A 21,751-nucleotide genomic window follows, 5' to 3' on the forward strand; every position below is an offset into this window, starting at 1 on the left:
CTAACCGGCCTCCCCCTTGCGCGACGCGGCCCGGGCCCGCAGCTCCGACGCGTACCCCGCGCCGATGGCACACCCGGCGCCGGCGAGCGCGAGGCCCACCACGCCGGGGTTGACGTACCCGGGCACGTCGCCGTTGTCGTAACTCCCGCCGTCGCTCGTCTCGCAGACGAATCCGAGAGGGACGTACGAGACGGAGTGGCCGACGATCTCGATGCCCTGCTGATGCCGCTCCCACCAGCCCTGCGTACGGCAGGACTGCGGCGGTGACGAGTCGGCGCCGCCGTCCTCCGCCACCAGGACCGCGCCGCAGACGGCGAGCAGCCCCCATGCGTACAGTGCGCACGCCCCCGCACCCACGAAGGCGGCGAGGGCGCGCAGCCGGACGGGGGCGCTCGCGCGCCGGATGCCGTGGTCGGCCAGTGTGCTGCCGCCGTATCCGAACAGAGCCACCGCGACGATCACCGCGACGACGACGAACAGCAGGAGCAGCAGCAACACGTGGCCTCCAGGGGCTGTTACGGGAAGGGCGCTACGGGAAGGGCGTCACATGAGCTCGCCCAGGCGGTCCACCTGGTCCGGGTCGAGGCCATGGCAGTAGAGCATGACCTCGTCGGCGCCCAGGTCGGCGAACGCGGCAATCGCGGCGCGGATCTCGGCGGGGGAGGTCAGCAGGCCGGCCACCATCCGGTCGGCCATGCCGGTGAAGGCGTAGTAGGCGTGCATGCGGGCGCGCGCGTCGTCGAGCACGTCCTGCGGGCCGAGCGCGACGTTCACCTGGGCCACGAGGCGGGGTTCGCCGTCGCGGCCGTACTCCTTCCAGAAGCCTCGGACGGTGTCGAACAGGCCGCCCGCCCAGGAGGGCGGCGCGGCGGCGAGGAAGCCGTCGCCCCAGCGGGCGACGCGTTCGAGGGCGGCGGGCTTGAAGCCGCCGAACAGCACCTGAGGGCCACCTGGCCGGGCGGGCGCCGGACCGATCGGGCCGACACCGATGCCGTCGCCGTCGCCGACACTGTCGTACGACTCGCCCCACCACAGCCGGCACATCAACGCCATCTGCTGGTCCAGGCGCCGGCCCCGGGTGCGCAGGTCGGTGCCCGCGGCGCGGTGGTCGTCGTCCCGGCCGCCGACGCCCAGGCCGAGGACGAGGCGGTTGCCGCCGGTCATCCGGTCGAGGGTGGCGGCCTGCTTGGCCAGCAGGGCGGTGTCGCGCAGCGGGGCGAGCAGCACCTCGGTCTGGACGCGGATGCGCGAGGTGGCGCCCGCCAGGACCGACAGGGCGACCAGCGGCTCGGGGTTGTCGTACACGAGCCGGTCGAGCAGACCGAGCGTGCTGAAGGGGCCGGCTTCGGCGCGCCGGGCCCAGGTGAGCAGGGTGGCCGGGTCGCCGATGGGCAGGCCGATGCCCACGTTCGTACCGACGTTGTTCATGGAGGAGCCTCCGGAATGAGGGGTCGACAAGGACAGCTGCCGCCCCTCCTGCACCTCAGTGATCCCGATGGGCCTCAGTGAGGTGGGACGCTCCCGTTCTGCGGCGTGTTTCCGGGGGAACGTCTCTTCGAAGTCGGCTCACAGTAGGACGAGCCGACTTCGCGGGACAAACCATTTGCTCTCACCGGGACATCGGAGGGCGGGACATGGGAGGGCGGGACACGGGCGGGCATGCGGAGGCCCGTTCGAGTACGACCGTCCGCATGCCCCCCGGCCCGCTCTCCTCGTGCCGCACGCGCAGCCCGGCGGTGCGGAGTTGCTCCAGCACCCAGGCGTGGGAGAGCCGCAGTTTGCGGTAACTGTGCGCGGTGAGGGTCCAGTCGGCGTCCGCGCCGTCCCGGGTGTGGATCAGGTCGTGCACGACGACCGTGTAGTCGTCGAAGTCGTCCGGGTACTCCAGGAAGCAGGTCATGATCCGGTTCTCGGTGGCCCGGACCGGGAGGAAACGGTCGGTTCCGGTGAGCGGGACCGTCAGGTCGCGGTAGCCGAACACGGCCGTCCCGCCGGGTGCGAGCGCGGCGGCGGCATCGGCGAAGAGGGCGGCCACATCACCGCGGGTCGGCAGATGCGTCAGGGTGTCCCCCAGACAGACGACGGCTGCCGCCGACCCTGGCCGCACCAGCTCCCGCAGCGCCGTCCGCACATCCGCCCGCACCGGTCGTACGGCAGTCAAGTCGGCCGCGTGTGCGGCGAGTTCGCCCAGCAACGGCCGGCTCAGATCGACCGCGAGGACGGAGTCGAAGCCCAGCCCGGCCAGCGCGAGGCTCGCCTGCCCCGGCCCGCACCCCAGATCCACGGCGAGCGCCCCGTCCGCCGGACCGGCCGCGGATTCCGGGGTCACACCCCACGCCAAGAGGGAGGCGCGCTGCGTCGCGGCGAGCGCGTCGAGATCGCCGCCGAGCATCCACGTGTAGTGCTCGGCGAGGAAACGGTCGTAGTGGTGGACGGCTTGGTCGAGTGCCGCAGCAGTCGGCGTTGTGGTCGTCGCGGTCGTCGCGGTCGTCATCAGGGGACGGCTCCCTTCGGTCCGGCGGACGAGGGAAATGTAGGGCGGAATACGGGAGTTGGGCGGCTCGCCCGAACGAAATTCGGCACCCCGGGAAGAATGACGGCCATGGACGACACTGATTCGGCGATCCTCACCCATCTCCAGCGCGATGCACGGCTCACCAACCGCGAACTCGCCCGCAGGATCGGCATCGCACCCTCCACCTGCCTGGAACGGGTCCGCGCCCTGCGCGCCCGAGGTGTGATCACCGGCTACCACGCGGCCGTCCAGCCACGCCTGCTGGGCCGCTCGCTCCAGGCGCTGGTCTTCGCCCGCCTGCGCCCGCTGAGCCGCGAGGTGATCCAGGACTTCGAGGGCTACCTGACCCGACTCCCCGAGGTCGTCTCGGTCTTCGTGGTCTCCGGCGACGACGATTTCCTCGTGCATGTGGCCGTCCCGGACATCGAGCACCTGCACGCCTTCCTCATGGACCGCTTCAGCGCCCGGCGCGAGGTGGTGAGCTTCCGCAGCTCGGTGATCTACCGGCAGACGGAGACGCGCGTACTGACGCCCATGGAGAACGGTCGGGACGCAGGCTGAGCCTCAGACCCCGTCGAGCAGCGACATGAGGCCGTGGTCCAGCTCCGGCCCCAGGTCCTCTCTTCCCGGCTCGACGACGGCGTACGACCGTTGCAGGAACCGTCGGAGAGAGGCCGTACCGAACCGGATCGCGGCCATGCCGTGCGGCGTGTGGAACTCCACGACCGTGCGGGACCGCCCGAGCGGCACGATGCGGACGTCCCCGATCCCGGCCGTCCCGCTCCCGCGGAGCCCCTCCTCCAGCAGCGAGCGCGCGAACGTCCAGGTGGCCCCGCGCTCGTCGTCCGAGACATGGGCGGGGAAGTCGATGCGCACGGCGAAGGGATCGGCGGCGGAGTAGCGCAGGGTGGGGCGTATCGCCAGCTGCCGGTAGTGGGGGGTGACGAGGCGCGCGCGGACGGGCTGTTGGAGGGTCTGGAGGGTCTGGAGGGCGTGGCGCATGGTCGGTCTGCTCCTGTGTAGGTGACATCGCGCCTTCTCGACCCGGCGGCGGGCCTTTTGATTACGCCGAAATGGAACGCGCTCTCTGTGATCTAACTCACGCGAACCAATTGGTTGAGATTTTAGTCATCTACGCTGACAAACTCGCCCGCCGCCCATCAGCAGCTCAGCAGCTCAGCAGGCAACTGGAGCGTTCCTGCCATGACCGACGGTTCCCCCAAGGTGCCCGCCCAGGCGTCACCGCCCGCGTCCGCGGCCCCGTCCGCCACCGCGACTGCCACCGCCTCGTACGCCCGTATCTACGAGGAACAGCAGCCGCGTCTGGTCGCTTTCGCGCGCTCGCTCACCCGTAACAACCCCTGGGCAGCGGAGGACCTGGTCGCCGAGGCGCACTTCCGCGTCTGGCGGCGGCTGTCGGAGGGGCACGAGATCGAGAACGTGCCGGCGTACCTGATGACGACGGTGCGGCACCTGGCCGCGACCGCCGGCGGCGATGCCCGCGAGACCCCGCACGACCCGCGGACCGCCGCCGAGCGGACCGAGATCGCCGTCCACGCGGAGGACGCGGCCGACCCGGCCGAGCAGGTCTCCTCCGTCGACCTGTTGGTGCGGGTGCTCGGCCAACTCCCCGAACGCTGGGTCCAGGCCCTGTGGCTGGCGGAGGCCGAGGGCCAGCCGCTGGAGACGGTCGGCCAGCGCATCGGCGCCAAGCAGGGCGCGACGGCCGTACTCCTGCACCGGGCCCGCGAGGGCATGCGTCAGGCCTTCCTGCGCTCCCAGACCGGCGCCCCCGACGACCCCGCCTGCGAGGTCCACTGGGTGCGTATGCCGGCGTACGTCCGCGGCAGCGCGACCCCGCGCCAGTCGGAACGCCTGCTCGCCCACGTGGACGCCTGCGACGACTGCCGGGGCCGGCTCGCGGTCCTCATGCGCGCCAACGACCGCCTGCCCGCGATGGTCGGCCCGGCCCTGCTGGTCCTCGCCGTCGGCGGCACGGGCAAGTTCCTGCTGTCCTTCGCCGCCGGTGCCGCCGGAGCTGCCGGGTCCGTCGGTGCCGCGGCCGGCCTCGGCGGCCAGATCGGCGGCGCCCTGCACACGGCCCGCCAGGCGGTCACCGGCGGCGCAGGCGGTGCGAAGGTGCCGACGGCGATCGCGGCGGGCGCCACGGTCGCGGGCGCTGCCCTCGCCATGATGATCGCGCTGGGCGTGAACGACCCGTCTCCGGCACCGCTTTCGCCACGGGTGCCGCTCGCGGAGACGCCGGTGGCCGCGCGGCCGTCGGAAGCGCCGGTCGAGGCGGCGGAGGCGCCGGGGAGGCCGGGGGGTGAGGGGCAGGCTCTGGCTGCCGAGGCCGCGGGGGCGGGTACGGCGGTCAGGGGGCCGGTGGTTGCGGTTGAGTCGGGGGTTGAGGCGCCCGATGCCGGTGCGCCTGATGCTGAGGTGCCTGATGCCGAGGTGCCTGATGTCGAGGTGCCGGTGGCCGACCCGCCCGCGGAGGAGAAGCCCGCGCCGGGAGGTGGCGTGCCGTCACCGTCCGTACCGGTGCCTGCGCCTGCGCCTGCTGATCCGGTGGGCGAGCAGCCGGAGAAGCCTGGGCCGGAGGAGCCGGGCCAGGAGGAGCCGGGGCACGGGAAGCCTGGGCCGGGGGAGCCGGGCCAGGAGGAGCCGGGTCACGAGAAGCCTGGACCGGAGAAGCCGGGCCAGGAAGAGCCCGGGCACGAGAATCCGTACCCGAACGATCCGGGGGCGGAGCCGCAGGACCCGGAGCCGGAGACCCCGGGGGCCGAGAGTCCTTCAACTCCGGTAGAGCCGGGGCCGGTTGAGGAGACGCCGGAGGCCCCGCAGGCCCCGCAGGCACCGGAGACGCCCGAGGCGCCCGAGGCGCCCGACACCCCGCAGGCGCCGGAGGGCCCGGAGAGCCCGGAGAGTCCGGACCACCCCACCCCGCCGGAGACGACCGACCCCGACCCCGCACCCGCACCTGCCCCGCAGCCAACACCCGAGGCCCCCGGAAACGACTGCGGGAACTGACGTTCACTGGAGGCCGGACAGGCGAGTTGCCTGTCCGGCCTCTCCAAAACTCCCCAGTCCCTTCCATCTCATTCAGTCTCCTTCCGTCTCCTTCCGTTTCTGAATTCGACGTTCCGTGCGCAGAGTTCAGAAATTGAGATGGTGGCGACCGGCCCGCAGCGCTACTCTTCTGAATTCCGGTAGGCGCGCGCAGGGGTGCGTGCACGGGGGTATCGGGGGCGGCGGTATGCGTTCAGTCGTGACAAGGGTGTTTGCTCTGCCGATAGTTGGGATGACGCTGCTGGCCACGATGGGTGCGGCAGGCTGTGACGGGTCGGCCTCCTTCACTCCAACTTTCTCGCCGGTGACATTCACGCTCGACTCATCGGGGAAAATCACCGTTTCCGTAGGGCGATCTTTTGTGACCCCGATCGGGGTCTTCTCCGTGGATGCGGGAGTTGAGCATCAGTTCGAAATAAACCCCAAGGGATACCTCACAGCGGTGTTCCGATACCTGAGTCCCAAAGAGGGGCTGGTGGAGGCGGGATATCTGATCCGCACGGACCGCCGAGTCGAACCTTCCCTCGACGGCCAGTCCCTGGCCGCGGCCAAGGGCGGCACGCTGCGCATCGACGCCACCGAGGCCGAGCCGGGCGAGACGACCGAGCTCACCGTCTCCGACACCCCGCAGGATTCCCCGGTCCCCAGCGCCTCGGCCTCCGCGGCCTGTCCCGACTCCGGCGCCGTCGATGTCGTACTGCCGGAGGTGTCCGCCGGTGACTCCGTGACGGACACGGTCGCCAAGCTGACCGCCGCCTGCCTCCAGGTCCAGTACGCCGCCGAGGAGTCGGACGGGTCAGAGGGCGCCGTCACCAAGGTCGAGATTCCCACGACCGGCTCTGCCGGGACGGTGCAACTGCCGCGCCCCGACGAGTCGGCCCCCGGCCCGGGCGACAAGGTCGAGGCGTCCGTGGACAAGGCCGCCACGGTCTTCGTCGCGACCCCCGCGCAGACACCGTCTCCGTCCGACACCGACACCGATTCCGCCACCGACCTCTCGCCAACCCCCACGGACCCCGCTTCGCCCACGGACGACACGACCGCCCCGGCCACCACGACCGTCTACGGCCGGGCCTCCGCCCCGGTCCGCTCCGACCCGAGCACGGCCGGTGTCCAGGTGAGCAGCATCGCCGCGGAGGGCGAATACCGGGCCCTGTGCTTCCAGCACGGCGAAGAGGTCTCCGCACACGGCTCCGTCAGCGACATCTGGGTCAAGCTGCTCCGCAGGAACGGCGAGACGGGATGGGTCACGGCGACCGCGCTGAGCGGCGAACCGGAGACGCTGGTCCCCACGGCCTGCTGACCCGGGTCGAGTTGAGGTGCCTGGCCGATCCTCCAGTGGGGCCGGGTTCACGTAGCGAAGACGGCGGCTCGCCCACGGGCCGCACGCCGGCGGAACTGCATGAGGACTTGCTGACGCTGGACCCCGGCGGCCGGCCGGAAAATCACTCGCCCGGCCCTACTCTCACCGCGTGACCCGAGCGTCCTCGCTGACGGACACCCTTGTGACTCACGTCACCGAGATCGCGCGAAAAGAAAGCGGATGCTGTCCCCACGGCACTGGCATGCTCATGCATGACTACTGGGGGGTAATCACCGTCTGCGCACCGCGCCGGAACGGCCGTATCGACATGCCGCGCATCCCGACCATCGGCATGCCCTGATACGCCGATCCGCTGCCGCCCGCCGCAGCGCACGTCTGCTCCCCACCCGTCACCTCCTGCAGCGCACCCCCATACACCGCTCCCGAGGAACACGCGTGCACAGACCCAGGCTCAAGAGACATGCCCTACTGCCGGCAGTGACCCTGGCGGCCCTGCTGGCCACCGGTTGCTCCACCAACCCTCCGACCACCGCCACCGACACACCGACCACCAGCGCGGCCGAGACCCCCGAAGCCGCCCCGGTCCAGGAACAACTCGCCGTCGTGTCGCCCCCGTCCGGTACGGCCACCCCCACCGCGGTGGCCGACGAAGGAGAGGGAGGCACGGCGAAGAGGTCCTCCCTCAAGGTCGCCTCGTACGACAGGAAGAGCGGACGGGCCGTCATAAAGGCGCCCTCGGCCGGAGCCTCATCCAGCCCTTCACCCAGCCCTTCATCCAGCCCTTCACCCAGCCCCGCAAAGCACGCCACGGTCGCCGTCGGCGACATCATCGCCAGCGCCCCGGCCCCCGGCGCCCCCGACGGCGTACTGGCCGAGGTCACGCAGGTGGTGGGCGCCACGGAAGACGGCGATACGACCGTCGAGACCGAACCGGCGAAGCTCAACTCCGTGCTCGGCGCGAGCAAGGCCGCAGGCACGGTCCCGGTGGACCCGTCGGCGATGGAGGTCGAGCCGCTCGTCCAGGGAGTGAAGGTCTCCTGGGCCAAGACGGGTGACCTTCACTTCGGCCCCGAGGGCGCGAAACTTCCGCTCGGCAGCCTGCGTATCGACGTGGGCGCGGTGATCGCGACGGCCGAGGGCGCCCCGGCGTCGGCGGCGGCGTCAGTGAAGGGCTTCGTCCAGCTGGCCCCCGAGGTCGAGTTCTCTTACGACGGCTCCGGCTCCGGCACCGGCACCGGCGCCTCGCCCGGCGGCGCCTTCCTGGGCCTGTCCGGCGACTGGGCGTCCCAGTGGTCCCTGAAGGGCCGCGCGGCCGGCTCCACCGACGGACAGCCGATCCGCATCCCGTTCGCCGAACTCCACTCCGACCCGGTGATCCAGGTCGGCCCCGTCCCCGTAGTCGTAAATCTGGACCTGACCTGCTACATCCAGGTGAACGCGGACGGCAGGGTCACCGTCGACGTCGAACAGGGCCTCAAGGGCGACTTCCGCGTCGGCGGCACCTTCTCCTGGGCCAAGGGCTGGACCCCGGTCAGCGAGTCCGACATGACGGGCGAGCCCCTCAAGGCCCGAGTCACGGCGGCCGGCGACGTCAAGGCGGCCCTGGGCGCCGAGGCGACCGTGGGCCTCTACGGCACGGTGGGCGTCACCGCCGACCTCGCCCCCTACATCCGCGCCCACGCGGACGCCTCGGCCGAGGGCTCCGCCGACGGCACGGGAACGGTGACAGGCGCCTACGCCCTCTACGGCGGAGTGGACCTGACCGGCTCCCTCCAGCTCCAACTGACCATATTCGGCACACCCGTCTTCCAGAAGAAGATTCCGCTCGGGGCACTGCACCATGAGTGGCCTCTGACGGAGGGCGGGGGAGCGATGACGACGAAGCCGACGACACCGACGAAGCAGTCGCAGCCGAAGACCGCCTGACCCTGATACGCCACACCACGCCACGCCTCACCCCGCACCACAGGGGTGGACCGACCGCGGGCCGCACCGAGGACTGACTGGTACTCGGCGCGGCCCGCGCTTTCTTGCCCTACGCCGCCCCCGCCCCGGCGGGGAACCGCGCGACTTCAGTCGCCCGAGCCGGCGCCCGCGCCGGAGCCCCAGTCGGAGCCCGAGTTCGAGCTCCTCCCCGAGCGCCCCGACTTCCGCACCAACTGGCCGACCCCCAGGGTCACGGCGGCCACACCGCGCACCCAGCGCGGCCCACCACGCGACGCCCACACCACACAGACGCATCCTCCGACGACAAGCAAGAGAACGCCGACCAAGACGAGCACGATCACACTCATCCCCCTTTTCCCTCGGTGGTCCGCGCAATCCTCGCAGCCGAGGGAACAGCCCTTCGAACCGGATCGGCAGGAAGGAGGAGTCCTGCCCGATCTGCTCACCCCACCTCCACCGAACCGGTGAACGCGGGTTCGCCGTGGCCGACCGGGGGAGTCCGGAGGTGCGGCCGTCAGGGTGGCGCAGCGTCAGGTTCCGGTACGTCAGGTTTCAGTGCATCAGGTGCTGAAGCATCAGGTTCCGGGGCGTCAGCTTTCTGTCCGTCAGGGACGCTGAGGCATACGCCAGTACTGCCGCTTCTTCTCATCCCGTATGACGACCCCGAGCCTCAGCAGCTCCCCGCGCAGCTCGCGGGCGTCCTCGGCGCCCTCGCCCTTCTCCCGAGCCGCCGCACGGGCCCTGAGCAGCGCGTCCGCCCCGTCGGGCAGACCAGGCACACCGGGAACCCAGCGCCTGAACTCCTCCCGGTGCGGATCCTCGTCCGCCCACCGGTACCCCCGCTCGGCGAAGGCGTCGGCAAGCCGCCGCCAGGGCAGATGACAGTCCTCCCGCGCGATCTCCATACCGTCCGGACCGAGCAGCACGAGCTGCTTCCCGTCCCGCGCCACCAGCCCGACCTCATCGCCCCCGAACTCCTGCGACGCGTCCCGGACGGTGAGGACCACCCGGCTACGGGAGACGCTCACGGCCAGCGACTCATGCACCCCGATGAACCCGATGACCAGCCCCACCACCGCCCCCACACCCACGGCACCGAGGGTTCGCCCCGGCTCGGGAAGGGAACTCAGCAGCTCGGCCGGCCCCTTCAACGGCGCCCAACGCAGCGTCACAAGCCAGTCCGCGAGCAGCGGCGCCAACCAGCCGACGACGACCCCGCACCCCATGCAGAAGAGCACAAGAAACCGGGCCGACTCCGCGATCACGACGTCCGCGTCACGTTCCGACGCACCGGCCGACGGACGGCCCTTCCTCGAAAGATCCCCCGTACCCCTCATATCCCCCATACCTACGCTTCCGGTCTTCGTCTCCGGACTTCCGAAGACGTCAATCCCGGCCGCCGGACGCGACCAGGCGCCATTCTGCAGACAAGCCCCCACCCCTGCCATCGGCCGATGGTCTACGACACCTGCAACTTTGGTTGTCCGCCCACAAACGAAGACAGGGCCCCGCGCCCGAGTCGAAGACCCGGGCGCCGAGACCCATATCGGCGAGCTACGTCGCACAATTCCTGTTGATCAGTCTCAGCAGGTGCCGCCGAAATCGGTGACTTGCCCACCGGCATTGCCCTCGCCGTTGACCGCATTGCCCAGAAGGCCGTTGAGGATGCCGACCTGGCCGAGGATGTCGATGTTCATGTCGTGAGACTTGCAGTGACCGCCTCCGTGGCCGTGGCCACCCGAGGGCTGGGCGGTGGCAGTGCCGCTGGCTATGAGGGTCAGACCACCGAGCATGGCGGCCGCAACAGCGGCCTTCTGAAACTTACGCATGACTCCTCCTTAGTTTGAGTAGAGCGCGCACCACCAAAGATCCACATCGCGCTCACTTCGGAGGCTATGCCGATATTTCCCGCACCGCTCATCGGGGCCGCCATCCGGGGCGATGGGTCGAACCGGTTACGGTGACGTCTCCCGAGGCGTGCACGCACGGGGATGCGCAGCCCCACCCCCGCCTCTGCACCTGCGTCACAACCGGCTGACCACCGGCACGGGAGAAACGAATGCAAAACCGGACCCCCCGTCAACACCGTTACACCAGACCCGCATCTCTCCTGCCCCACGCCCTGGCCGCCCCACTCCTCCTCCTGACGGCCTGCACACCGGACCAGGCCCACGGCCAAACTCGGCTCCCCCGCAGCCACTTCCTCAACGGCCCCTCCTCGTGCGGCCGACGCGCAAACCGAAAACTCTCGTCTGAGGAGTGTCGTCCAGCGGAACGAGTGCCGCTGGAGGACATCGCTCGTCAGGAGAGAAGGGCAGGACATGGGTTGCTAGGCGGGCATCGGGCAATCCAAGCAGCGAAAGGCGCGAGGGGTGCTGGCTGAGGTGGTGGTGTTTGGGGCGAACTCAGAGAAGCCGCCGCTCTCGTTGCGATACACCAGGCCAATCCCGTGTTCGGCGAGCAGGTTGCGGAGATTTTCGCGGGGGAGCTCGGGGGTCAGCACCATCAGGTGCAGCGGCTGGCTGTGGGCAACGTTACGCAAGTAGTGGCGTGCTAGCAGCAGTTGAGTCATGGCCTCCGCGATCGACTCGCTGGCCGCGCTCCCTGTCGGCTCATAGACCGTGTTGCTCGTGGGGTTGTAGAGCTCGGCTATGAGCTCAGCCGTTGCGTCACGCATCGACACTTCGAGTTGGCCGATCGTTTCTCCTGCGGCGAGAGTGCTCTCTTCGAAGGTGTCGGCCAAGTCATCACGAGCAGCGGCTACTTGATCGACGTTGGACACTTGGAGCTGCTGACGTCGCTGACGTCGATAGGCGCGGGTGAGCCTGGCTGCGTTGCGGCTGAATCGGGAGCGGGCGCTCGTGGCGCGCGGGAGGGTGTCCTCTTCCCGTCGGATGTGCAGACCAGTGGGACGTAGGCGGAAGACGATTACGTTGCGATCTGCGCCAATTTCATCCTTGGCTTCCCTTATTTCGAACTGCTTGCGCTCATCGACCTTGAATTCACCTATGTAGAGATGTGTCCGGGTGTCGCTTCCGGGGACCTTGCCTACGGCGATAAAGAGGTGCAGGGTGCGACCCTTGTCGATGTGCTCCAAGATGGCCTTGTTGCCGCCTTCTAAGGCTTGATCGCCGCGCTTCCCGGCGCCGGTATAGGTGAATATGGGGCCGATGTCGTCGTCCTCGGCGAGCCATCCGTCGCGGTATCCGAAGCGCTCGCCGACCTTGCTGTCGGAGAAGATGAGAACGTTCCTCTTCTCGACCGCGGGGCAGATTCCGGCGAAGCCGGCCCCTCCAAGTACGGGATGTATTTCTGCGCGCGTGAGGATCTGGCCGGGGCGGGGCCCGGACGTGTGGGTCGTCATGATCCGAGGCTAATGGTTTCAGTGAGCACAGAGTGACGGCCTGGCACAGATCGCTAGTGATGACTTTGTGACAGTGCATGGCTCAGGTGAGGATGGGGCCATGGGTGACGCGACAGCGACTGTCATAGCAGGTGGCATCGGCCTTGTGGCAGCGGTTATCGGGGCTGTGATCGCGGGGAGGTACGCCGAGCGTGGCGCAAAGGCGGGTGGGCGAAAGGCTGTTGAGGCCGCGCTCGCACAGGTTCAGGGGCAAGCCGCAGCGGAGCACTGGCAGTGGGTGCGTAGTCAGCGGTACCAGTCCTTCGCTTCTCTCCTCGCGGCCTATACGGCTCTTGATGAAGTGCTCGCACGCGTCACGCCTGAGGTTAGCGACGGCGTCCCACTTGATGTAGCAACCAAAGACGAACTGCGGCGGGCCGCGCTGGAACTGCAAGACAAGACAAGCTTGCTGGCGTTGTGGGGGCCGGATGAGGCGAGGGCGCTGGCGTACGCCCTAACGCAGAAGACGGTTGTGGCAGTCAGGTCCTTGCTTCAAGCAGAGCAAGCAACAGCTCTCCAAGGCCAGAGCCCAGAGTGGCCGATCTATGAACGGGCTAGGAGTGGTATGACCGAGTCCTATGCCGCTTTCCTTCAGAGAGCAGGAGAGATAATCCGCGATCCTATGCAGACTGTCAGTTAACGCGGCTCGCTTGTCTGGAAATGGCGCCTATGAAGTTCTCCCACGTTGCAGGGCTCAGAGTGAGTTGCGGCCCTGAGGGGACCTTCGAGTCACGCACTGCGATAGTCCCCGCACGCGCAGCCATCTCCAGGCACTCGCCCCCCATGCCGTTGCTGTAGCTGCTCTTGTGCCACGGGATGCTCGATGGCGGCATCATCGGGAGTTCTCCTCCAGGAGTTTTGTGATCAGCAAGGTCGAGCGCTGAGGACTCAGAGCCAAGGCCCTGAGATGGTCGAATGCCTTCGTGTAGAGGTTCACGTCCTTGGGTTCTTCGAGGTAGACCGAATCGGTAAGCCCCTCTCGGTAGACCACGTCTGGGTCCTCCTGCTCTGGGAAGCCGAGGATCGTGAACGACCCGGTGGTGGGGTAGGCGCCCGCGTCGAACGGCAGGACCTGAACGGTCACGTTCTTCAGCTTCTGAATTTCCAGCATACGTTCGAGTTGGCGGGTCATGACCTGGCGGCTACCGATCGTGTGCAGCAGTGCAGTGTGGTGGACAACTGCCCACAGGTCAGGCGGGTTTTCGCTAGTGAGTAGTTGCTGGCGCCGCATCCGGACGTCGACCATGCGCTCAATCTCGTCGGGAGTATGGTCAACCCACGCGCGACTCAGTTCGGCGGCGTACTCATCTGTTTGCAGCAGGCCGGGGATGAACTCGGCCTGGTAGGTGCGCAGGTCAGAGACCGCCTGCTCGAGGCCGACATACACCGAGAACCAAGCGGGGATCGCATCGCCATGTGCGTGCCACCAGCCCTTCGTCTTGGACTCCTTGGCCAGCTCCTTGAGGAGATCACGCAGGTCATCAGCGGTCGCATAGAGGCGGCACAGGGCGTCGACGTCTGAGGGTTGGACGCGCCCTTGTCCTGTCTCCATGCGGCTGACTTTGGAACTGCTCCAGTCCAGCTCCTTGCCTACTTGGCTACACGTCAGGCTGCTTTCTTCGCGTAGCCGCTTGAGCTCGATCGCAAGACGGCGACGCCGAGCTGTGGGAGATCCGGCCATGTCAACTCCTGGTGGGCTAGCGGATGTTCCATCCCATCGGAAGAGGCATGAAAGTCCAATCACCCTTAAGAGGGAATCCCTTCGTGCATGTTGCAAGACGGGACATGCACTGCAACTCTCTCACTGAGAGTCATCACCGCATGCACGGTGTGCAACGAAGCGCGTGAAGGGTGTTCAGAGATGATCTACGTGAGCGGCTGCGTCGGACGGGAGCCCTGGGTGCACCAGTTCGTTGCTCAGCCGAGTGAACTCTCCCAATTGCGACGGATGGTGAAGCTTCGGCTCATCCTTTGGGGGCTGCGCGAACATGTTGATGCGGCACAGGTTTGCCTGTCAGAGCTGGCAACCAACGTCATTCAGCATGTCGGCCAGGGAACCTCCGCCACGCTGAGCCTGGCGCTCAGCGGGCCGTATCTACGCCTGGAACTTGAGGACCCCGATGCGCGGACATTGCCCACCTTGCTCGCTGCAAGTAGTGCGATGGAGTCGGGCCGAGGAATGGCACTCGTTGATGCCCTGACGGATCACAGGTGGGGCGTGATCCGTCGAGGAGTTTCCAAGGTCGTGTGGTGTGAGCTCGCTGTCGATGCCACGCCTGCGAGCGGCCAGGCGAACGGCCCCCGTGTCACACGGGCCGAGGCCATTCTTGACCTTTACGGATCGTGGCGACTTCCGCACGGTAGAGCCGTGTCGAGTGAGGGCAGTGTGCTGAGCCTGGCTGTGGCGGAGGAGACTGCCATCGGGGTCATGGCCGACATGCTGCACTGGTTGCGTGCACACGGCTTTGACCCCGATGACGTACTCGACCGAGCGCAGTCTCACTTCGAGGCTGAGCTCGGCGAGGTTATCTGAGGGTCGGCTCGGCTAGCCCGCAGCAATGGCCGAGTACGACCACACATCCGCAGGCAGCTCGTAGTGCAGCCGCCAGGTGATGGCCATCGGCTTGCTGCCCTCATGTTGGACATAGGCCGCTGGGCCGAGCAGCATCCAGGGTTGGGCCTTGCCTATGTCGGTGTCCTTGTAGCGACGCATAAACAGCATCACGTGGCTACCGCGTTGGGCGTGCTGCTGGTAGCGCAGGCCTGTGGGCGAGGTGTCTGCGGTTGTGCTCTGCGACTCCCAGTGGAAGAGGGAGGGAGTCAGTGCGTAGTCCTTGTACCGGATGGTGGGGGAGAAGTCCTTTTCGTTCTTCTCGCGGGTGATCAGCAGTGTGTCCATCTGGTTCGACTCGTCCCACAAGACACCCTGTGCAAAGGATCCCGGCATCTGACCGCCGAGGCGAGCGACGCCGAGTGCGGCCAGGATCTCCGAGCGGTTGTACGCGCTGTGGATCTTCAAGGGGATGTGTGCGTGCCGGCCCTCCAAAGGAATCGGGAAGTGGTCGGCTTGCCCCATCACATGGTGGAGTGCCTGTCGCAGTTCGCTGCGAAGTGCTCGCTGCTCACGGAGTGATTCAAGTCCCTGGGCGTAGGAGCTGAACCCACCAGCCTTGTCCCAGAAGTTGAAGAAGAGCATGCGAGCGTAGGTTTGGTCTCTTGGGCTCAGCGACTCATAGCTCGGTGCATCGTCGCTCAACAAGCGGGTGTATGCATCAGCACGTTCACGGTCATCGACGTGCAGAAATGCGTGCACGCGCTTCAACAGATCTTCTTCGCCTGACTGTTCAGGTAGGTCGGCCAGACCGGATCGGCGTAGGACTGACGTCCATGAGTTACTGGACTTGTACAACTCCCTGATTTCGCGGCGGCTCTCCCTGAGATAGTCCGAGAGGCGCGGCGTGTTGAAGGCTCTCACTTCCTTGGCGAGGGTCTGGACGGTCGCCTTGAGCTGGGTGCGGATGTTGCCCAGAACCAAGTCCTTGGACTTGCCTTCCAAAATGATCTGACAGCCGGACGGCAGCATAGGGAAGTCGTGCTCAGCGTGCTCAAGAAGCCGGTTGCGCGACAGGTTGGTCATCGCACGGAACTGCTCTTCGAAGCGGAACTCCGCACGGTGCTGGCCGATGAAGTCGAGCACAGTGAGTACGGGCTTGTCCGGCGTGCGGCGCAGACCTCGTCCGAGCTGCTGAAGGAAGACCGTGGCACTGCTCGTTGGGCGCAGGAGGAGCAGCGTGTCGACGTCGGGGATGTCCAAGCCCTCGTTGAAGAGGTCTACGGAGAAGATGACTTGAATCTCTCCGGCCTTGAGCTGAGAGAGAACTCGGTCGCGGACTTCGGGCTTCGACGCGCTGTCTAGGGCCTCAGCTTTGAAACCTGCATCCTGGAAGCACTTCGCCATGAAGTGAGCGTGCTTCCTGCTGACACAGAAGCCGAGAGCCCGCATGCTCATCGGGTCGGACACTTTGTCCCGTACCTGCTTGATGACGATACGGGCTCGGGCGTGATCGGCGGAGAACAAGTCGCCGAGTTGGCTCTGGTCGTACGTCCCAGAACGCCAATTGAGGCGGGTGAGGTCGGTGCCGTCGGGCAGACCGAAGTAGTGGAACGGGCAGAGAAGGTCGTTGTCGAGGGCCTCCCACAGCCGCATTTCGGCGGCTATCCGCCCTTCGAAGAATGTGTCCTGGACGTTGAGACCGTCGGCACGTTCGGGAGTGGCAGTTAGGCCCAGGAGCTGCTTCGGCTTGAAGTGGTTGAGAACGCGGCGATACGTCGTAGCCGTGGCGTGATGGAACTCGTCGATGACGATGATGTCGAAGTGTTCCGGTGCGAACTGGTCGAGACGTTGGTCGGTGAGTGACTGGACGCTGGCGAAGACGTGCTTCCAGTCGCGTGGTAGCTCGCCGCTGAAGAGGGCTTCGCCGAAGGATGCGTCATCGAGTACTTCGCGGTACATGCGTAGCGACTGCTTCAGGATCTCTTTGCGGTGCGCCACGAAGAGAAGCCGCGGGTACTGCTTGCCGCCCCACTCCTTGTGCAGATTGCGGTAGTCAAGGGCAGCCATGACTGTCTTGCCCGTACCGGTCGCAGCAACAAGCAAGTTGTGCCGGTGACCGTGGACCTCACGCGCGACGCGCAACCGCTCCAGCATGTCGGCCTGGTGTGGGTGAGGTCGAACCTCAAGGCCAGACAGGCTGATCTTGGAATCTTGGCTGGACGGCGTCCCGCCTGCCAGGCGCAGAGCTTCGTCCAACTTATCGGCGTCGCGATCTGGGTCGTAGGGCTCAAAAGCGATGTCGTTCCAGTACGCGTCGAAGGTGGCCTCGAACTTGTTGAGAACCCCCGGAGTAGCTACTGACGACAGGCGCACATTCCACTCCAGGCCGTCGAGCAATGCGGCCTTCGAGAGGTTGGAGCTGCCAACGTACGCCGTATCGAAGCCGCTCTCGCGGCGGAACAGCCAGGCCTTTGCATGGAGACGTGTCGAACGGATCTCGTAGTTGACCTTCACCTCAGCGCCGAAGTCGCGGACGAGTCGGTCGAGTGCATGACGGTCGGTAGCGCCGATGTAGGTGGTTGTGATCACCCGGATCGGGACACCGCGTTCTGCGGCGGCACGGAGCGAGTCTTCGAGTACGCGCAGGCCATACCACTTCACGAAGGCGCAGAGCAGATCGATTCGGTCTGCTGTTGCTAGCTCAGCGCGCAGCTCACTGCCGAGGCTCGGATCCTCGGGGGAGTTGGTGATGAGTGCGGTCTCCGAAAGGGGCGTGAGTGGGCGTATCGCGTAGACGCCGGGAGCCTCTTTCTCCGCCAGGGCGAGGAGTTGGCGAGGTCCATCGGCGATGAGGTCAACAGTGTCGCCGCTTCCGAGGGCGCCAGGGTCGGATGCGAGTGCCGCGATGATCTGGTTCGCTACGGCGACGCGCTTGTCATGCGGCAGCTGACTGAGGCGCCGACTCACGGCCTGACTGATGTGTCGGGCGAGTACATGGGGGGACGATTCTTCGCTGACCTCGTCGTCGATTGTTTTCCAACCTGCTGCGTTCAACTGCTGCATCTGTTCATGCATGCCTTGGGTAACGAGTTCCTCGTAAACACCCGCGACAGGTTGCGACAGATCCCTCGGCTGAGCCACGCTGATTTCCCCTATCCCCACACAGCAATGGCTCTGTTCTAGCAGGTGACACTGTCAGGACGGAGGGATGCCTTGGGTTTCTCTGTAGGTGCCGTTGGACCGCCCGCTTCTTCGGCAGTGTCGCGCTTCCGCAGGCCGCCTCAAGGGCGCTTCACTCCGCTGCGCTGCGTTCCGCGTCGGCTGCGCCGATAGCCCTCCGGGCCACCCTTGACCCGGCCCGCTCCAGCACGGAGTAGAAGCAAGCGGGAGGCCCGGGGAGGCGGGTGGCCCAGGTTGGCTGGCGGTTGGGTTGGCTGCGTGGTGGGGCGGGGTTGGGGCGCGTTCGCGTCTCGGGGGCACGCCTGGTCGGCTTAGCGGCTTGCGGTCGGTGAGCGCGTAGGTGAGTGGGTGAGTGAGCTCAGTCGCCTATTTCCCGGCGTCGGAAAGCCGAGTCGCGAGCCGTCGCCTCGGCCGACCGGCGTGGGCATGGAGCCCCAACAGGCTTGGGGCGGGACGAGCCCGACTGCTCCCGGCTACATCAACCCCGCGGTGACACCCCGTGGCAGTCGCCATAAGCCTGCCCCGACCCACACCAACACCCCGCCCCCCGCTGAGGAGGCCACCCCACAGCCCGCCCCCTCGCCGCCAACGTCGTCGCATACTGCGGCAGCAACGTCGCATCCCCCGGCGACGCCCCCTCCGAAGCCGCGAACGCCTCGTATGACGGCACCGTCCCCGTCACGATCCCCAGGTTCGGCGTGCCCGACGCAGCCAGTTCCCGCAGGGACGCCTCTATCGTCGCCAGGTGCTCCTCATGCGAGGGGTACTCCTCAGCCAGGGCCGGATACGCCGCAACCAGCTCCGTCAGTTCCCCCGCCGTCCAGTGCAGCACCGCCACCGGGAACGGACGCGACAGCGCCTCCCGATACGCGCCCAGTTCCGCCCGCAGCCGCGAGATCTCCGCCTCCAGCTCCGCCGGGTTGTCCGAGCCCAGGGACCAGACCCGCTTGGGGTCGTGGAGTTCGTCCAGGGAGATCGGCATCGAGTGCAGGGTGTCGGCCAGGATGTCCCACTCGTCGTGGGCCACGCCCAGCATGCGGCGTACGCGATGGCGGCCGAACAGGAGGGGATGCGTTGAGTACGGGGGTTCCGGCACGTCCGTCAGGAGGAGGCGGGCTCCCTCCGTGAAGGTCTCCTGGGCCTGCTCAAGCTCGTCGTGGGACTCCAGGGCCTCCGCGACGATCACCCATGCCGCCGGGTCCCGGGGGGAGGCTGCCCGGACGCCTTCGATGATCGCCCTTGCTTCCGCCTCGTGGCCGTACTCCCACAGGTTCGACGCCTTCAGGGCTCGTACCAGGTGGGGGTTTTCCAAGCCGGCGGAGGACGACAGCAGGCGGTCGTAGAGCGCGGTCGCGGCGGGGCGGTCGCCGGCCAGTTCCAGGTGGGCCGCGGCCTGGAGGAGCAGGGCCTCGGCGTCCTCGGGGTAGAGGCCGGCGGTTCGCTCCAGGCGTGCCGCTTCGGCGGTGTGGTCGACGTTTTCGGCAGGCGTGTCGGGGCGCATGGGGGACACCGTACTGCCCGCAGCTGACGGAGGAGAGAAGAGAGGGGAGATGAGGGTGCAGATATTGCCTGGTCGCGGCCGTGGCCGTGACCGGGGCCGGGGCCGGCGGAGTGTGCCGTGGTTGTGCCGTGGTGATGCTGTGGTGCTCTTACGTCTTCGCCAGGATCAGCAGCATCAGGAACGGCACCGGGATGAGGGCCGCCGTCGCCAGCCATCTGCCGGGGCGGTCCTCGCGGCGGCGGCGTGGGCCCAGGACGTCCACCGCCAGCAGGGCGAGGAGCAGCGCCACCCCGGTCAGCGCCAGCAGGAACATCATCGGACCCGCGTGGTCGAGCGTGTGGAAGTTGCAGTTCCGCACGTCCGGCCTGGCCATGTCCGTGATGTCCCGGCAGTCCATCGGCAGGTACTCGGTCAGGAGCCAGTACGTCGCGTACAGCGGGATGATCGCGGGCACGCCCAGGGCAAGGTTCGCCAGGGCCGGCGTCAGCAGGCCGCGGCGCCGCTCGGGGCGGTGCCCGCGTTCGTCCGAATTCGGTTGCACCGGTTCTACGACTGCTTCCGCCATACCGCGCATGACGTTCCGGGTGCGCCGACCGGTTGCGTTACCGCTGCCCTCAGATCACCACCCCGTCCACCTGCAACGTCTGCACCGACTGCGCCGCGAACGGCACCGCCACCGACTTCCCGCTGAGGAACGTGTTCGAATACGACCGATATTGATCGCCGCCCGTCGTCACCGTGTTCCAGCGCGGGACCAGGCCGCCCGAGCCGCCGCTCACCGTCGTGAAGCGGGACAGGTCGAAGGTCAACGTCTGGGCCGACGTCGACGTGTTCACCGCCACGATCACCAAGCGGCGTGCCGACGCGTCGTACGCCGCCGCCGCGTAGCTCACGCCCGTGTCGAGGATGCGCATGCCGGGGCGGATGTGGCGGCTGAACTGGGCCATCACGTAGTACTTGGTCTGGACCGTCGTCGGCTGCAGGGTGTTCGCGTCGTACGCGATCATCGCCCAGCCCGCCGTCGGGTCCATGACCTGCCAGTAGCACCAGGCCGTCGGGTGCAGCCAGCGGAAGTCGTAGCAGAGGTTGGACGCCAGGGTGAGGCCGGTGCCGTCGCCGTCGCCCGTCTCCGAGTTCCACAGTTTCTTGCCGGACGTCGTGACGACGTCCGTGTAGAGGAGGTCGCGGCGGCCGCCCGAGCCCTGGTAGCCGTGCACGTTCACCTGGCTGACCAGGGCCTTCGTGGAGGAGCCGAAGGAGGACCACGTCGAGCGGGCCGTGTCGTAGTTCGTCTCGTCCGATGCCGAGATGCGGACGCCCGTCAGGCCGCGCTTGTCCAACTCGCTGCGCATGTACGGGAGTACGGCCGCCTGGACCGCCGGGTCCATGTGGCAGCCCTCCTGGGTGCCGGTGGCGGTCCACCAGGTGGAGGCCGGCTCGTTGAAGGGGTCGACCGTCGCGAAGTTCACGCCCCAGTTCGACTTCGCGTACAACGCCGTTGCCGCCAAATGCGAAGCGTGCTGGCGGTAGTTCCAGGTCTGGAGGTTGTTGCCGCCGCCCGCCGCGCCGGACGGGTTGTGGTTGGAACACATCCACCACATGGGGGAGTTGGCGAACAGTTCCGTGGTCGCGCCGCGCGCCGTCGCCTTCTGCAGCATCGCCCGCTGGGGCGCGTCCGCCGTCCAGTCCCAGGCCGAGGAGGTGGGGTCCTCGTTGTTCCAGTCCTGCCAGAAGCCCTCGATCTGCTTGAAGGCGGGGATGTTCGCCGACTCGACCATCGACTCGCCGTTCACGCTGTTCCAGCTGCACGCGCCGAGGTTGTAGCGGGCGATGTTGAGGCCGAGGCCGGGGAGGCTCGTGCCGTTGTAGGTCACCGAGTTGGTGGTGAAGAAGAGGTCGGCGAAGTCGTTCCGGTTGCCGAAGACGTTGGCCCACCAGGCCAGGGAGGTGCCCCAGCCCTCCCAAGTGCCGTACGACGTGCCGGGGTTGACGGCGATGGTCGCGTCCGCGTGTGCGGTGCCCGTCGCCAGGGCGCTGCCGAGGAGGGCGCCGCCTGTCGCCGCCAGCAGAGTTCTGCGTCGCATCATGACTTCTCCGCTTCGTTCAACGGCCGGTGTCGGCGGTGTCGTCGTCGAACCGGCTCCGTGGCCTGTCCCGTTCATGCCGACAGGAAGCATCGGGTGTGGCGTATGAGGTTGTCGAGGGTTCCGACAGCCCTTTCTCAAACCTGTGGAGGAAGGGGGAGGGAGTGTTCG

The 21,751-nt window shown here is 67.6% G+C and carries 20 protein-coding genes; 6 read left to right on the forward strand and 14 right to left on the reverse strand.

Going from position 1 to position 21,751, the window contains the following annotated elements:
- The 3 genes from BLU79_RS25240 to BLU79_RS25250 all read right to left on the reverse strand — a co-directional run bounded on the left by BLU79_RS25240 (position 1) and on the right by BLU79_RS25250 (position 2,494).
- Positions 1-498: a hypothetical protein gene (locus BLU79_RS25240; RefSeq protein ID WP_093908182.1), complete on the reverse strand. Its 498-nt coding sequence runs from the start codon at positions 496-498 to the stop codon at positions 1-3.
- Between the two features lie 45 nt (positions 499-543).
- The gene (locus tag BLU79_RS25245) at positions 544-1,428 is read right to left on the reverse strand and encodes an LLM class flavin-dependent oxidoreductase (RefSeq protein ID WP_093908183.1); all 885 of its coding nucleotides are present in this window, start codon (positions 1,426-1,428) and stop codon (positions 544-546) included.
- A gap of 181 nt (positions 1,429-1,609) precedes the next feature.
- On the reverse strand, positions 1,610-2,494 hold the full coding sequence (locus BLU79_RS25250) for a class I SAM-dependent methyltransferase (RefSeq protein WP_093908184.1): 885 nt from the start codon (positions 2,492-2,494) through the stop codon (positions 1,610-1,612).
- Between the two features lie 108 nt (positions 2,495-2,602).
- Between BLU79_RS25250 and BLU79_RS25255 the strand changes: the two genes are divergently transcribed.
- Complete coding sequence (locus BLU79_RS25255) at positions 2,603-3,076, forward strand: Lrp/AsnC family transcriptional regulator (RefSeq protein ID WP_093908185.1); 474 nt, start codon at positions 2,603-2,605, stop codon at positions 3,074-3,076.
- 3 nt (positions 3,077-3,079) lie between these two features.
- On the opposite strand, the gene BLU79_RS25260 is transcribed toward BLU79_RS25255, so the two are convergent.
- Positions 3,080-3,517, reverse strand: a complete 438-nt coding sequence (locus BLU79_RS25260) for an SsgA family sporulation/cell division regulator (RefSeq protein ID WP_093908186.1) — start codon at positions 3,515-3,517, stop codon at positions 3,080-3,082.
- 201 nt (positions 3,518-3,718) lie between these two features.
- Here BLU79_RS25260 and BLU79_RS25265 point away from each other — a divergent pair, with 201 nt between their 5' ends.
- The 3 genes from BLU79_RS25265 (at position 3,719) to BLU79_RS25275 (ending at position 8,837) form a co-directional block, all read left to right on the forward strand.
- A complete protein-coding gene (locus BLU79_RS25265) occupies positions 3,719-5,548 on the forward strand; it encodes a sigma-70 family RNA polymerase sigma factor (protein ID WP_093908187.1) in 1,830 nt (609 codons plus the stop codon).
- A 481-nt stretch (positions 5,549-6,029) separates the two neighbouring features.
- A complete protein-coding gene (locus BLU79_RS25270) occupies positions 6,030-6,890 on the forward strand; it encodes an SH3 domain-containing protein (RefSeq protein ID WP_143052523.1) in 861 nt (286 codons plus the stop codon).
- 456 nt (positions 6,891-7,346) lie between these two features.
- A complete protein-coding gene (locus BLU79_RS25275) occupies positions 7,347-8,837 on the forward strand; it encodes a hypothetical protein (protein ID WP_093908189.1) in 1,491 nt (496 codons plus the stop codon).
- A gap of 146 nt (positions 8,838-8,983) precedes the next feature.
- Here the strand turns inward: BLU79_RS25275 and BLU79_RS25280 are convergent, their stop codons facing one another.
- From BLU79_RS25280 to BLU79_RS25295, 4 genes are all read right to left on the reverse strand, one after another.
- Positions 8,984-9,205: a hypothetical protein gene (locus tag BLU79_RS25280; RefSeq protein ID WP_093908190.1), complete on the reverse strand. Its 222-nt coding sequence runs from the start codon at positions 9,203-9,205 to the stop codon at positions 8,984-8,986.
- A gap of 258 nt (positions 9,206-9,463) precedes the next feature.
- Positions 9,464-10,123, reverse strand: coding sequence for a YqeB family protein (locus BLU79_RS25285; RefSeq protein WP_093908462.1), 660 nt, complete (start codon positions 10,121-10,123; stop codon positions 9,464-9,466).
- 318 nt (positions 10,124-10,441) lie between these two features.
- Positions 10,442-10,687 carry a hypothetical protein gene (locus tag BLU79_RS25290; RefSeq protein ID WP_093908191.1) on the reverse strand — a complete coding sequence of 82 codons (246 nt, stop codon included), beginning with the start codon at positions 10,685-10,687 and terminating at the stop codon, positions 10,442-10,444.
- 500 nt (positions 10,688-11,187) lie between these two features.
- Positions 11,188-12,222: an SRA domain-containing endonuclease gene (locus tag BLU79_RS25295; RefSeq protein ID WP_093908192.1), complete on the reverse strand. Its 1,035-nt coding sequence runs from the start codon at positions 12,220-12,222 to the stop codon at positions 11,188-11,190.
- Positions 12,223-12,322: 100 nt separating this feature from the next.
- Here BLU79_RS25295 and BLU79_RS47885 point away from each other — a divergent pair, with 100 nt between their 5' ends.
- On the forward strand, positions 12,323-12,901 hold the full coding sequence (locus BLU79_RS47885) for a hypothetical protein (RefSeq protein ID WP_143052524.1): 579 nt from the start codon (positions 12,323-12,325) through the stop codon (positions 12,899-12,901).
- Here the strand turns inward: BLU79_RS47885 and BLU79_RS25300 are convergent.
- Positions 12,894-13,097, reverse strand: coding sequence for a DUF397 domain-containing protein (locus tag BLU79_RS25300; RefSeq protein ID WP_093908193.1), 204 nt, complete (start codon positions 13,095-13,097; stop codon positions 12,894-12,896). The genes BLU79_RS47885 and BLU79_RS25300 overlap by 8 nt on opposite strands.
- Positions 13,094-13,942 carry a helix-turn-helix domain-containing protein gene (locus tag BLU79_RS25305; RefSeq protein WP_093908194.1) on the reverse strand — a complete coding sequence of 283 codons (849 nt, stop codon included), beginning with the start codon at positions 13,940-13,942 and terminating at the stop codon, positions 13,094-13,096. Before BLU79_RS25305 ends, BLU79_RS25300 begins: the two co-directional genes overlap by 4 nt.
- A 180-nt stretch (positions 13,943-14,122) precedes the next feature.
- Here BLU79_RS25305 and BLU79_RS25310 point away from each other — a divergent pair, with 180 nt between their 5' ends.
- A complete protein-coding gene (locus BLU79_RS25310; RefSeq protein WP_093908195.1) occupies positions 14,123-14,794 on the forward strand; it encodes an ATP-binding protein in 672 nt (223 codons plus the stop codon).
- 12 nt (positions 14,795-14,806) lie between these two features.
- Here BLU79_RS25310 and BLU79_RS25315 read toward each other — a convergent pair whose 3' ends face one another.
- The 4 genes from BLU79_RS25315 to BLU79_RS25330 form a co-directional block, all read right to left on the reverse strand.
- Positions 14,807-17,890, reverse strand: coding sequence for a DEAD/DEAH box helicase (locus BLU79_RS25315; protein ID WP_256333479.1), 3,084 nt, complete (start codon positions 17,888-17,890; stop codon positions 14,807-14,809).
- 583 nt (positions 17,891-18,473) lie between these two features.
- Positions 18,474-19,496 (reverse strand): SEC-C domain-containing protein, encoded by a 1,023-nt coding sequence (locus BLU79_RS25320; protein WP_093908196.1) that lies wholly within the window; start codon positions 19,494-19,496, stop codon positions 18,474-18,476.
- 148 nt (positions 19,497-19,644) lie between these two features.
- Complete coding sequence (locus tag BLU79_RS25325) at positions 19,645-20,037, reverse strand: hypothetical protein (protein WP_218137792.1); 393 nt, start codon at positions 20,035-20,037, stop codon at positions 19,645-19,647.
- Between the two features lie 73 nt (positions 20,038-20,110).
- Positions 20,111-21,583, reverse strand: a complete 1,473-nt coding sequence (locus tag BLU79_RS25330) for a glycoside hydrolase (protein WP_093908197.1) — start codon at positions 21,581-21,583, stop codon at positions 20,111-20,113.
- Between the last annotated feature and the right edge of the window lie 168 nt (positions 21,584-21,751).

It is taken from the genome of Streptomyces sp. cf386, from assembly GCF_900103585.1.
In the GTDB taxonomy this organism is placed as follows: Bacteria; Actinomycetota; Actinomycetes; order Streptomycetales; family Streptomycetaceae; genus Streptomyces.